The sequence below is a fragment of the Cupriavidus sp. L7L genome, from assembly GCF_004353535.1.
Lineage (GTDB): Bacteria > Pseudomonadota > Gammaproteobacteria > Burkholderiales > Burkholderiaceae > Cupriavidus > Cupriavidus oxalaticus_A.
Window position 1 is genome coordinate 100,046 of record NZ_SMNY01000004.1, and the last position, 12,166, is coordinate 112,211.

The 12,166-nt window shown below is 67.8% G+C and carries 10 protein-coding genes; 3 read left to right on the top strand and 7 right to left on the bottom strand.

Going from position 1 to position 12,166, the window contains the following annotated elements:
- Positions 1–44: 44 nt before the first annotated feature.
- The 3 genes from dxs to E1J61_RS05245 are packed head-to-tail and all read right to left on the bottom strand — an operon-like array spanning position 45 to position 3,197.
- Complete coding sequence (gene dxs, locus E1J61_RS05235; protein ID WP_133093088.1) at positions 45–1,961, bottom strand: 1-deoxy-D-xylulose-5-phosphate synthase; 1,917 nt, start codon at positions 1,959–1,961, stop codon at positions 45–47.
- A gap of 43 nt (positions 1,962–2,004) precedes the next feature.
- Entirely contained in the window at positions 2,005–2,889 is an 885-nt protein-coding gene (locus E1J61_RS05240) for a polyprenyl synthetase family protein (RefSeq protein WP_133093089.1), read from the bottom strand.
- Positions 2,886–3,197, bottom strand: coding sequence for an exodeoxyribonuclease VII small subunit (locus E1J61_RS05245; protein WP_133093090.1), 312 nt, complete (start codon positions 3,195–3,197; stop codon positions 2,886–2,888). Before E1J61_RS05245 ends, E1J61_RS05240 begins: the two co-directional genes overlap by 4 nt.
- Positions 3,198–3,588: 391 nt before the next feature.
- Between E1J61_RS05245 and E1J61_RS05250 the strand changes: the two genes are divergently transcribed.
- The 3 genes from E1J61_RS05250 (at position 3,589) to E1J61_RS05260 (ending at position 6,685) form a co-directional block, all read left to right on the top strand.
- On the top strand, positions 3,589–4,692 hold the full coding sequence (locus E1J61_RS05250; protein ID WP_133093091.1) for an aromatic ring-hydroxylating dioxygenase subunit alpha: 1,104 nt from the start codon (positions 3,589–3,591) through the stop codon (positions 4,690–4,692).
- A gap of 168 nt (positions 4,693–4,860) precedes the next feature.
- Positions 4,861–5,784: a DMT family transporter gene (locus tag E1J61_RS05255; protein ID WP_133093092.1), complete on the top strand. Its 924-nt coding sequence runs from the start codon at positions 4,861–4,863 to the stop codon at positions 5,782–5,784.
- A gap of 43 nt (positions 5,785–5,827) precedes the next feature.
- Positions 5,828–6,685, top strand: coding sequence for a sulfurtransferase (locus tag E1J61_RS05260; RefSeq protein ID WP_133093093.1), 858 nt, complete (start codon positions 5,828–5,830; stop codon positions 6,683–6,685).
- Positions 6,686–6,698: 13 nt separating this feature from the next.
- On the opposite strand, the gene E1J61_RS05265 is transcribed toward E1J61_RS05260, so the two are convergent.
- The 4 genes from E1J61_RS05265 to polA all read right to left on the bottom strand — a co-directional run.
- A complete protein-coding gene (locus E1J61_RS05265) occupies positions 6,699–7,511 on the bottom strand; it encodes a ZIP family metal transporter (protein ID WP_218959477.1) in 813 nt (270 codons plus the stop codon).
- A 193-nt stretch (positions 7,512–7,704) separates the two neighbouring features.
- The gene (locus E1J61_RS05270; RefSeq protein ID WP_133093095.1) at positions 7,705–8,583 is read right to left on the bottom strand and encodes a dienelactone hydrolase family protein; all 879 of its coding nucleotides are present in this window, start codon (positions 8,581–8,583) and stop codon (positions 7,705–7,707) included.
- A gap of 109 nt (positions 8,584–8,692) precedes the next feature.
- Positions 8,693–10,018 carry an NAD(P)/FAD-dependent oxidoreductase gene (locus E1J61_RS05275; protein WP_133093096.1) on the bottom strand — a complete coding sequence of 442 codons (1,326 nt, stop codon included), beginning with the start codon at positions 10,016–10,018 and terminating at the stop codon, positions 8,693–8,695.
- Between the two features lie 166 nt (positions 10,019–10,184).
- On the bottom strand, positions 10,185–12,166 hold a 1,982-nt coding region (gene polA / locus E1J61_RS05280), incomplete at its 5' end, for a DNA polymerase I (RefSeq protein ID WP_133093097.1).

The window sequence follows — 12,166 nt, forward strand, 5'->3', positions numbered from 1 at the left end:
CACAGGTGATCCCGGCCAGCCGCCGGGGATCACTCCGGCAGCGGTCAGGCCACGCGCGAAGCGACCGAGACCTTGGGCTGGTCCAGGCCGAAGCGCTGCCGCACCGAGCGCTCGATGCCGGCCGCGTCGAGCCCGCACTGCTGCAGCAGGTAGGCCGGGTCGCCATGGTCGACGAAGCGGTCGGGCAGGCCCAGCACCAGCACCGGGATATCGATGCCGGCTTCGGCCAGCGCCTCAAGCACGGCGCTGCCCGCACCGCCCATCACGCTGCCCTCTTCCACCGTGACCAGGAAGTCGTTCCCGGCGGCCAGGCGCTTGACCAGTTCCACGTCGAGCGGCTTGACGAAGCGCATGTCGGCGACGGTCGCATCCAGCGCCTCGGCGGCGCCCAGGGCCGGATGCAGCATCGAGCCGAAGGCCAGGAAGCCGACGCGCTGGCCGGCGCGCGCAGCGCCTTCGCGGCGCACCACGCCCTTGCCGACCGGTACGCCGGCGAGTTCGGCGGCAATTGCCGCGCCCGGGCCGGTGCCGCGCGGATAGCGCACCGCGGTCGGGCAATCCTGGTGGAACGCCGTGGTCAGCAGCTGGCGGCACTCGTTTTCGTCCGACGGCGTCATCACCATCATGTTGGGGATGCAGCGCAGGTAGGCGATATCGTAGGCACCCGCATGGGTGGCGCCGTCTGCGCCGACCAGGCCGGCGCGGTCCAGCGCGAACACCACCGGCAGGCCTTGCAGCGCCACGTCGTGGATCAGTTGGTCATAGCCGCGCTGCAGGAAGGTGGAGTAGATCGCCACCACTGGCTTCAGGCCCTCGCAGGCCAGGCCGCCGGCGAAGGTCACCGCGTGCTGCTCGGCGATGCCGACGTCGTAGTAGCGGTCCGGGAAGCGCCTCTCGAACTCGACCATGCCCGAGCCTTCGCGCATCGCCGGGGTGATGCCGACCAGCCGCTTGTCGGCGGCGGCCATGTCGCACAGCCAGTCGCCGAACACCTGCGTATACGTCTTGCGCGCCGGCTTGGCGGCCGGGCGGATGCCCTCCGCGGGGTTGAACTTGCCCGGGCCGTGGTACAGGATCGGGTCGGCCTCGGCCAGCTTATAGCCCTGGCCCTTCTTGGTCACGACGTGCAGGAACTGCGGGCCCGCGCCTTCCAGCGCGCGCTCGCGGATGTTCTGCAGCGTCGGCACCAGCGAGTTCAGGTCGTGGCCGTCGATCGGGCCGATGTAGTTGAAGCCGAATTCCTCGAACAGCGTCGCCGGCACCATCATGCCCTTGGCGTGTTCCTCGAAGCGCTTGGCGAATTCCAGCACCGGCGGCGCCACCGACAGCACCTTCTCGATGCCCTTCTTGGTGGCGGCATAGAACTGGCCGCTCAGCAGCCGGGCCAGGTGCCGGTTGAGTGCGCCCACCGGCGGCGAGATCGACATGTCGTTGTCGTTGAGCACCACCACCAGCGGCAGGTCCTTGTACACGCCGGCGTTGTTCAGCGCCTCGAAGGCCATGCCCGCGGTCATGGCGCCGTCGCCTATCACCGCCACCGAGACGCGCTTTTCGCCAAGCGTGCGCGCGCCCAGCGCCATGCCCAGCGCTGCCGAGATCGACGTCGACGAATGCGCGGTGCCGAAGGTGTCGTACTCGCTCTCGCTGCGGCGCGGGAAGCCCGAGATGCCGCCCCACTGGCGCAGCGTGCCCATGCGCTCGCGGCGCCCGGTCAGGATCTTGTGCGGGTAGCTCTGGTGGCCCACGTCCCACACCAGCCGGTCATCGGGGGTGTTGAAGACGTAGTGCAGCGCGATGGTCAGCTCGACCGTGCCGAGGTTCGAAGACAGGTGGCCGCCGGTCTGCGAGACCGACTCCAGCACGTAGGCGCGCAGTTCATCCGCAAGCGTCTGGAGTTCGCGGCGGTCGAGCTTGCGCAGGTCTGCGGGGGCGTCAATCTTCTTGAGGAGTGCGTAGGTCATGATTTCCGTTCGGCCACCGGTTTCTTTCGTCCGGCTCGTCATTTCAGTGTGTGCGCAGCACGATCAGGTCCGCCAGGTCGGCCAGGCGGGCTGCGCGGCTGCCGAAGCCGGCCAGCGCTGCATGCGCCTCGGTGCGCAACGCCCCGGCCAGGTCGCGCGCCGCTGCCAGCCCCATCAGCGACACGTAGGTCGGCTTGTCGTGCGCGGCGTCCTTGCCGGCGGTCTTGCCCAGCGTGGCGGTATCCGCGGTGACGTCCAGAATATCGTCAACCACCTGGAACGCCAATCCCACCGCCGCCGCATACTTGTCCAGCTCGGCCAGCCCGCCGGCGTCGATTTCGCCACACAACGCGCCCATGCGCACGCTGGCGCGCAGCAGCGCACCGGTCTTCATCCGGTGCATGGCCTCGAGCGCGTCGCGCGTCATCGCGCGGCCCACGTTCTGCAGGTCGATCGCCTGGCCGCCGGCCATGCCGGTCGAGCCCGACGCCTGCGCCAGCTCCGCCACCAGCTTCAGCCGTGCCGCGGGTGTCAGCACCTCGGCGCCGGCCAGCACGATGAAGGCCTGGGTCTGCAGCGCGTCGCCCACCAGCAGCGCAGTGGCCTCGTCGTAGGCCTTGTGCACGGTAGGCCGGCCACGGCGCAGGTCATCGTCGTCCATGCACGGCATGTCGTCGTGGACCAGCGAGTAGGCGTGGATCATCTCCACCGCGCAGGCCGCGGCATCGCAGGCGGCGGGGTCGGCCCCGCTGACCTCGCCGGCAGCGTGCACTAACAGCGGCCGCACGCGCTTGCCGCCGCTCAGTGCAGCATAGCGCATCGCTTCGTGCAGCGTATGCGGCACGGTGTTGGCATCTGGCAACGCTGCTTGCAGTGCGGCTTCGGTACGGGCGCTTTGCCCCTGCATCCACTGGGCGAAATCGGTCATGCCTCGTCCGCCCCCTGCGCGCCATTGATCCCGTTGCCGCCGTTGCCTTCGCCGGCGAGCGGCTTCAGTACCTCGCCCTCCAGCACCCTGACCTGCTGCTCGACGCGCTCCAGCTTCTGCTGGCAGTAGCGCACCAGCTCGGCGCCGCGGCGGTAGGCCGCCAGCGAGGCCTCGAGCGGCAGTTCGCCGCTCTCCATGCTGGCCACCAGGGTCTCGAGTTCGGCCATCGCCGCTTCATAGGAAGCGGGCGGCACGGAGGCCGTGGTGGTGTCTTCGGTCTGGACCGCAGCGGTCGTCGTCTTTGGCATGTAGGGCCCTGAGAATATGGCGCCGGGGGCAAAACCCGGATGATGAAGCCCGGATTTTACGCCAAAGCCGGCGCTTGCCCCATCCTTGAGCATGCGGGAGTGGACGCCAACCGCGTGCCGACGGAGTGCAGCCGGGGCATATGTGACTTGTGCGCTTGGGTCGTCTTTCCGAATGCGGCCGGTACGGCACCCCGATGACGACCCGGGTCGACTTTTTCGCTAAAAAGGCAAAAAAATCAGTCCCTTAACTTTTTGGCTCGGGTACAATCCCCCGTTCGCCGCGAGGGTCTGACGCATCCTCGCCAACCCGCGGCTGTCTTTCCCAAATCGATTCAATTTTCGATGGTTGGGTTGTTCACTGCTTTCACCTGTTCATCTGGGAGTGGGGATAATGTCCAATCTCAGCACCGCGCTTAAGCTGGCGCCGGCTGATACGCAACTGCCCGTCGGCGTCTACTTCGACGAAACGCTGCACCAACAAGAACTGGAACTGCTGTTCAGGCAAGGTCCCGGCTACGTCGGCCACGAACTGATGGTTCCCGAGGTCGGCGACTACCACACGCTCAAGGCTGAGGACGAGGGCCGCATGCTGGTGCGCAATGCCGCCGGCGTGGAACTGATGTCCAACGTGTGCCGCCACCGCCAGGCCATCATGCTCAATGGCCGCGGCAACAAGCAGAACATCGTCTGCCCCCTGCACCGCTGGACCTACGACCTCAAGGGCGAACTGCTCGGCGCGCCGCATTTCGACCAGCAGCCATGCCTGCACCTGAAGCGCTCGCCGCTGCAGAACTGGAACGGCCTGCTGTTCGACGGCAAGCGCGACGTGCGCGCCGACCTGGCCAGGCTGGGCGTGGCGCAGGACCTGAACTTCGACGGCTACATGCTCGACCACGTCGAAGTGCATGACTGTGACTACAACTGGAAGACCTTTATCGAGGTCTACCTGGAGGATTACCACGTCGTGCCGTTCCACCCGGGGCTCGGCAGCTTTGTCTCGTGCGACGACCTGAAGTGGGAGTTCGGCGAATGGCACAGCGTGCAGACCGTGGGCCTGCACGCGGGCCTGAAGCGCCCCGGCAGCCCGACGTACCAGAAATGGCACGACGCGGTGCTGCGCTTCAACAACGGCGTGCTGCCCAAGCACGGCGCGATCTGGCTGACCTACTACCCCAACATCATGGTGGAGTGGTACCCGAACGTGCTGGTGATCTCGACGCTGCACCCGCTGGGCCCGCGCAAGACCCGCAATGTGGTGGAGTTCTACTATCCCGAGGAAATCGCGCTGTTCGAGCGCGAGTTTGTCGAGGCCGAGCGCGCCGCCTATATGGAAACCTGCGTCGAGGACGACGAGATCGCCGAGCGCATGGATGCCGGCCGGCTGGCGCTGCTGAAGCGCGGCACCAGCGAGGTCGGGCCGTACCAGTCGCCGATGGAAGACGGCATGCAGCACTTCCACGAGTGGTATCGCCGCGCCATGTCATACCAGGGCTAGTGCGATAACCGCACGGCTTGCGCCATCACGGACCGCCACGGCGGTCCGTTTTGCTTTAGGGCGCGATGTGCGCTGATAGAATCATTGCTCCGCAATGCCGGCGGCGTCGCCGCCCGCGCCTTTCGCAAGTCCCCGCAACACCACGCCACTCCACGCTCCGCCCCCGCCATGCAATCGCTCTGGATGCTGTTCGCCGCCTTCTCGTTCTCGTTGATGGGGGTGGGCGTCAAGCTGGCATCCGACCTTTACACCACCGGCGAGATCGTGTTCTACCGCGGGCTGATCAGCGTGGTCATCATGTGGGTGCTGCTGTCGTCGCGCGGCGTGCCGGTGCGCACGCCCTACATGCTGTCGCATATCAAGCGCAGCGTGTTCGGCGTGACCGCGCTGATGCTGTGGTTCACCTCGATCACGCTGCTGCCGCTGGCGACGGCGATGACGCTGAACTACATGTCGCCGGTGTGGATCGCGCTGATCCTCGGCGCCAGCGCCGCCCTGGCCGGCACCGCCGGCAATGCCGACCGGCGCCTGGTGCTGGCGATCCTGCTGTCCTTCGCCGGCGTGATCTGCCTGCTGCAGCCCTCGGTCGGCAAGGACCAGCTCACCGGCGGCCTGGTCGGCCTGATCTCCGGGGTCTTCACCGCGCTGGCCTACGTCGAGGTACGCCAGCTCGGCCAGCTGGGCGAGCCCGAGGGCCGCATCGTGTTCTATTTCTCGCTGGTCGGCATGATCGCCGGCCTGGCCTGGATGCTGATTTCCGGCGTCAGCCCGCATACCTGGTATGGCGTTGGCCTGCTGCTGGCCATCGGCATCCTGGCGACGCTGGGCCAGACCGCGATGACGCGCGCCTACAAGCGCGGCAACACCCTTCTGACCGCCAACCTGCAATATGCCGGCATCGTCTTTTCCAGTGTGTGGGGCATGCTGATCTGGTCCGACAAGCTCAACTGGCTGTCGTGGCTGGGCATGGGGCTGATCATTGCCAGCGGCATTGCCACCACGCTGATGCGCGCGCGCCAGGGCACCGACGCCAAGCCGACACCGGCCACGCCGGTCAAGTCGCCCGAGGCGGAAGTGCATCCCGAGGTGTAGCATCCGTTAAGCTTTCGTTCCCTTCGCTCGCTACAGGATTCCCATGCAGAAACCGCTGATTTCCGTCACCGCACTGCAGGCGCTGCTGGCCGGCAACGGCCGCTGCGTCGTGATCGACTGCAGCTTCGACCTGTCCAACCCCGCCGCCGGGCGCGAGGCGTACCACGTCGGCCACCTGCCGGGCGCGTTCTACCTGCACCTGGACAACGAACTGTCGGGCCGCAAGACCGGCAGCAACGGCCGGCACCCCCTGCCCGATGCCGACGACTTCGTCGCGCGGCTGCAGGCGCTGGGCGTGGAAGACGACACCCCGGTAGTGGCCTACGACGCGCAGGGCGGCATGTTCGCCGCGCGGCTGTGGTGGCTGCTGCGCTGGATCGGCCATGACGAGGTCGCGGTGCTGGATGGCGGCAAGGACGCCTGGGTCAAGGCAGGCATGCCGCTGGAGCATGAGGCCACCCCGGAGCCGGAGTTTCCCGGCAAGATTTCGCGCCGCGAGTCGCTGGTGCCGACGGTGGACGCCGCCGACCTGCTCGACAACCTCGGCCGCGCCGCGCTGCTGGTGGTCGACGCACGCGCGCCCGACCGCTTCCGCGGCGAGAACGAAACGCTGGATCCGGTCGGCGGCCGTATCCCCGGGGCGGTCAACCGCTTCTTCAAGGACAACCTCGACGCCGAAGGTCGCTTTAAGTCCCCGGAAACGCTGCGCGCCGAGTTTGGCGCGGTGCTGGGCCAGCGCGCGCCCGCTCAGGCGGTGATGCAGTGCGGCTCCGGCGTGACGGCCTGCCACAACCTGCTGGCGCTGGAAGCAGCCGGCCTGGGCGGCGCGGCGCTCTACCCGGGCTCGTGGAGCGAATGGTGCGCTGATCCGGCGCGCCCGGTGGCGACCGGCGCCGCCTGACGCGAGCGGCCCCTCAGTGCGAAGTGGCCACCGGCGCGGCGCTGCCGTGCGCGTGGCCGTGCCGCTCGTGCACGCCGTTGGTGATAAAGACGATCGCCGAAATCCCCGCCGCCACCAGCACTACCTGGATCGCCGACTCGCGCCAGCGCGGCTTGCGCTGCATCTGCGGCATCAGGTCGCTGACGGCGATATAGAGGAAGCTGCTGGCGGCGATCACCAGCACGTAGGGGATCCAGCCGCTCATCTCGTCGAGCAGGAAGTACCCGACCAGGCCGCCGGCGATGGCCGCCACGCTCGACAGCAGGTTGAAGGCGAAGGCGCGCGCCTTGGAGAACCCCGCGTTGAGCAGCACGATGAAGTCGCCCACTTCCTGCGGGATTTCGTGCGCGGCAATGGCCAGCGCGGTGACCACGCCGATATGCGGGTCAGCCAGGAAGGCCGCCGCGATCACGATGCCGTCGGCAAAGTTGTGGAAGGTATCGCCCACCAGGATGGTCAGGCCGCTGCGCCCCGCCTCTTCGCGGTCATGGCCGTGATGGTGGTGGTGCCCGTCGCCCTCGTGGTGGTGCGAGTGGCGCAGCAGCGAGATCTTCTCCAGCAGGAAGAAGCCCAGCAGCCCCGCCAGCAGCGTGCCGAACAGCGCGCGCGGGTCGGCGCCGGACTCGAACGCCTCCGGCAGCGAATGCAGCAGCGCCGTGGCGAGCAGTACGCCCACCGAGAAGCTCACCATGCGCTCGACCACGCGGGACGCCACCGTCAGCGACAGCAGCGCCGCCCCGAAGATGCTGCCCACGCCCGAGATCGTGGCGGCGAGCAGGATATACAAAAGCGTCGAATGGATGATGGGCTCCCAGGTGGCGACGCTGGCGGCCTTTCAGCCATCCAGCAAGCAGCTCCGCCGTTCCGCCCGCATTGCGCCGGGCGGCTAACGCAACAATGTTGCAATAACTCAAAGGCCGCATTGTACGTATCCGCCGGGACTTTGCAATCCTGCTGTCGGCCGGGCCACCCCGAACGGATCACGCCACGCCGTGCTGCTTGAACCAGGCCAGCGCCTTCTGCCAGCCGTCCCTGGCGTCCGCTTCGCGGTAACTGGGCCGGTAGTCGGCATGGAAAGCATGGCCGGACTCGGGATAGACCACGAAGCGCGAGCCTTTGGCGGCCCGGTCGGCCGACGCCGCCAGCGCCGCCTTCATCTTCTCCACATGCTCCAGCGGGATGCCGGTGTCCTTGCCGCCGTAGAGTCCGAGCACCGGCGCATGCAGCTGGCCGACAAGGTCGATCGGGTTCTTGGGCTTCAGCGGCGTCGGCTCGGGCGACAGCTGGCCGTACCAGGCCACGCCGGCCTTCAGTTGCCGGCTGTGCGCCGCGAACAGCCAGGTGATGCGGCCGCCCCAGCAGAAGCCGGTGATGCCGAGCCGCGACCGGTCGCCGCCATTGGCGCCCGCCCATGCCACCGCGGCGTCGAGGTCGCCCATGACCTGGACGTCCGAGACCTTGGCGATCACCTCGCGCTGAAGTTCCTGGATGGAACCGAAGCTCTGCGGGTCGCCCTGGCGCGCGAACAGTTCGGGCGCGATCGCCAGGTAGCCGAGCTTGGCGAAGCGCCGGCAGATATCGGCGACATATTCGTGCACGCCGAAGATCTCGCTGACGACCAGCACCACCGGCAGGTTTTTCTTGCCTTCCGGCTGGGCCCGATAGGCGGGCATGCTGAAGCCGCCGGACGGGATCGCGACCTCGCCCGCGGTCAGGCCGGCGAAATCGGTCTTGATGGCTTGCTGGGCCATCACCGGCAAGGCAGCCGCGGCAAAGGCGGAACCGAGCGCGATCTTGACGAAGCCGCGGCGGTCGAAGGTCTGGCCGGGGACGAGGCTTTCCACTTCGGGTTTGAGCATGCGTGTCTCCAGGAACATGGGTGGCTGGCGCGCCAAAAATCGCCAGCCACCGATTCTAAGCAGACATGACGCTTCGTGCTCATGCCTGCACGATGTTCCCAGTGCTGCCTCAGTGCAGCTTCACCCGCGGGCTGGTCTTGCTGCGCAGCCAGTGCGACACGGTGTCCAGCGCCATCCCGACCGCGCCGTGCAGCGCCATCACGTGCATCCGGTACAGCGAGGTGTACATGACGCGCGCCATCAGTCCTTCGATAAACATCGAGCCGCCGATCAGCCCGCCCATCAGGCTGCCCACCGCGCTGAAGTGCCCCAGCGACACCAGCGAGCCAAAATCCTTGAAAGCGAACGACGGCAGCGGCTTGCCTTCGAGCCGCGCGCACAGCGCCTGGTAGAGGAAGGTCGCCTGCTGGTGCGCCGCCTGCGCGCGCGGCGGCACCGAGGTCTGCTTCTCCGGCCACGGGCAGCTGGCGCAGTCGCCGAAGGCAAAGATGTCGGGATCGCCCTCGCTCTGCAGCGTCGGGCCGACCACGATCTGCCCCTGGCGGCTGGTCGGCAGGCCCAGCATGGCCAGCACCTGCGGCGCGGTAATGCCCGCGGCCCACACCGTCAGGTCGGCATCGATGGTCTTGCCGCTGGCGGTCAGCACGGCCTGCGGCGTGACCTCGGTCACGCGCTCGCTGGTAAAGACATCGACATCGAGCTTCTTCAGCAGCTTGGCGGTCTCGGCCGAGACGCGCTCCGAAAGCGCCGGCAGGATGCGCGGGCCGGCCTCGACCACGTGGATGCGCACGTCGCGGCGCGGGTCGAGGCGGTGCAGGCCATAGGCGCTGAGCACGTGCGCGGTGTTGCGCAGCTCCGCCGACAGTTCGACACCGGTGGCGCCGGCCCCGATGATGGCCACGTCAACGCGCGGACGGCCGTCCTCGCCGATGCGCCCGCGCCCGTTCTGCGCACGCACGCAGGCGGCGATCAGGCGCTTGCGGAAGCGTTCGGCCTGCGCCACGGTATCGAGCGCGATGGCGTTCTCGGCGGCGCCCGGCACGCCGAAGAAATGCGTGACGCAGCCGATCGCCAGCACCAGCGTGTCATACGGCAACTCGCGCGCGGGCAGCAGCTCGGCGCCGTCCTGGTCATTGCAGGCAGATACGGCGATGGTCTTGCGCGCGCGGTCGATGCCGGTCAGCTCGCCCTGCTGGAACTCGAAATGGTGCCAGCGCGCCTGCGCCGCGTATTCGAGCTGGTGCGTGTTGGGATCCATGCTGCCGGCGGCAACTTCATGCAGCAGCGGTTTCCAGATGTGGGTAGGCAAGCGGTCCACCAGGACCACCTGCGCCGTTCCCTTCCTGCCAAGCTTGTCGCCGAGCCTGGTTACCAGTTCCAGCCCTCCTGCCCCGCCGCCGACGACAACGATGCGGTGCGCCTTTGCTTCTGTCATGGTCTACCCGTGCGTATTGTGAAATCCGTGCCTGAGGCATGGCCACAGTCTGCTGCATTGCAGCATACATGGCAAGCCGCATAACACGACTCAGCAGTCGCTTCAATCGATACCGCCATGCAAACGCGGGGGGGGCGAAGGTTGTCAGCTCAACTTCATTGCGCTTTCAGTGCGCTTCTTCCCAGTTGGCGCCGCTGCCCACCTCGGCCACCAGCGGCACGCGCAACTGCGCCACCGTGCACATCAGCTCCGGCAGGCGCGCCTTCACCAGTTCCAGCTCATGCTCGGGCACTTCCAGCACCAGTTCATCGTGCACCTGCATGATCTGGCGCGTCTGCAGCCCGTCGCGCTCCAGCCAGCCCTGCACCGCGATCATCGACAGCTTGATCAGGTCGGCGGCCGTGCCCTGCATCGGCGCATTGATGGCGGCGCGCTCGGCGGCCTGGCGGCGCGGGCCACTGCCGCCGTTGATATCGGGCAGCCACAGCCGGCGGCCGAACACGGTCTCGACATAGCCCTGCTCGCGCGCGGTCTGCCGGGTTTCTTCCATGTAGTGCGCCACGCCGGGGTAGCGCATGAAGTAGCGGTCGATATAGTGCTTGGCCGCGTCGCGTTCGATGCCCAGGTTGCTGGCCAGCCCGAACGCGCTCATGCCATAGATCAGGCCAAAGTTGATGACCTTGGCGTATCGGCGCTGCTCGCTGCCGACCGCGTGGCGCTCCACGCCGAAGATCTCGGCGGCCGTGGCACGATGGATGTCCTCGCCGTTGGCAAAGGCGCGCAGCAGGTTCTCGTCGCCCGAGATATGGGCCATGATGCGCAGCTCGATCTGCGAGTAGTCGGCCGACACGATCACGCTGCCCGGCTCGGCGATAAAGGCTTCGCGGATGCGGCGGCCTTCCTCGGTGCGCACCGGGATGTTCTGCAGGTTGGGCTCGGTCGATGCCAGCCGGCCCGTCACCGCGGTGGCCTGCCCGTAGCTGGTGTGCACGCGGCCGGTGCGCGCATTGACCATCCTGGGCAGCTTGTCGGTGTAGGTGGACTTGAGCTTGGCCAGGCCGCGGTAGTCGAGCAGCAGCTTGGGCAGGGGGTAGTCCTCGGCCAGCTTCTGCAGCACCTCTTCGTCGGTCGACGGCGCGCCGCTGGCGGTCTTCTTCACCACCGGCAGCTTCATCTGGTTGAACAGGATCTCGCCGATCTGCTTGGGCGAGCCCAGGTTGAACGGCTGGCCCGCGGCCTCGTACGCGGACTGCTCCAGCGCCAGCATGCGCTGGCCCAGCTCGGCGCTCTGCGCGGCCAGGCGTTCGGCGTCGATCAGCACGCCGTTGCGCTCGATCTTCTGCAGCACCACCGAGACCGGCATCTCGATCTCTTCATACACGCGGCGCAACCCTGCGGCCGCTTCCACCTGCGGAAACATCTTGCGATGCAGGCGCAGCGTCACGTCGGCGTCTTCGGCGGCGTACTCGGTGGCGCGCGCCAGGTCGATCTGGTCGAAGCCGATCTGGCCGGCGCCCTTGCCGCACACCTCTTCGTAGGTGATGGTCTTCAGGTTGAGCAGCCGCTCGGCCAGGCTGTCCATGCCGTGGTTGCGGTGCGAGGCCAGCACGTAGCTCTGCAGCATGGTGTCGTGCGCCACGCCGCGCAGCGTCACGCCATGGTTGGCGAAGACGTGGATGTCGTATTTCAGGTTCTGGCCGAGCTTGGGGCGGCTGGCGTCCTCGAGCCAGGCGCGCATGCGCTCCAGCACGAATTCACGCGAGAGCTGCCCGTGCTCGGGCAGGCCGGCCACGTCCGGGCCGCGGTGCGCCACGGGGATGTAGCAGGCTTCGCCCGGCGTCGCCGACAACGAGATGCCCACCAGCTGCGCCTGCATGGGATCGAGCGAATCGGTCTCGGTATCGATCGCCACCAGCGGCGCGGCCTCGATGCGCCGCATCCAGTCTTCCAGCATGCCTTGGGTGGTGACCGTCTCGTGGCGGATCTCGGTGGGCGCGCTCTCTTCCGTTGCCTCGACCACATTGCCGGTGGCCGCCGCCGGCGCATCGAACAGGCCGCCCTGCGCCGGCGCCGGCGCCGCGGCCGCGCGGGCGCGGGCCTGCGCGCGCGCGTCAGGTAAGCGTTCTCCCGTGGCTTCGCGCAGCCAGG

Bases quoted from the DNA above. Each gene is read 5' to 3' on its own strand.
- E1J61_RS05250 (WP_133093091.1), top strand. From the start codon at position 3,589: ATGTCCAATCTCAGCACCGCGCTTAAGCTGGCGCCGGCTGATACGCAA.
- dxs (WP_133093088.1), bottom strand. From the start codon at position 1,961: ATGACCTACGCACTCCTCAAGAAGATTGACGCCCCCGCAGACCTGCGC.
- E1J61_RS05275 (WP_133093096.1), bottom strand. From the start codon at position 10,018: ATGACAGAAGCAAAGGCGCACCGCATCGTTGTCGTCGGCGGCGGGGCA.
- E1J61_RS05260 (WP_133093093.1), top strand. From the start codon at position 5,828: ATGCAGAAACCGCTGATTTCCGTCACCGCACTGCAGGCGCTGCTGGCC.
- E1J61_RS05270 (WP_133093095.1), bottom strand. From the start codon at position 8,583: ATGCTCAAACCCGAAGTGGAAAGCCTCGTCCCCGGCCAGACCTTCGAC.
- E1J61_RS05245 (WP_133093090.1), bottom strand. From the start codon at position 3,197: ATGCCAAAGACGACGACCGCTGCGGTCCAGACCGAAGACACCACCACG.
- E1J61_RS05255 (WP_133093092.1), top strand. From the start codon at position 4,861: ATGCAATCGCTCTGGATGCTGTTCGCCGCCTTCTCGTTCTCGTTGATG.
- E1J61_RS05240 (WP_133093089.1), bottom strand. From the start codon at position 2,889: ATGACCGATTTCGCCCAGTGGATGCAGGGGCAAAGCGCCCGTACCGAA.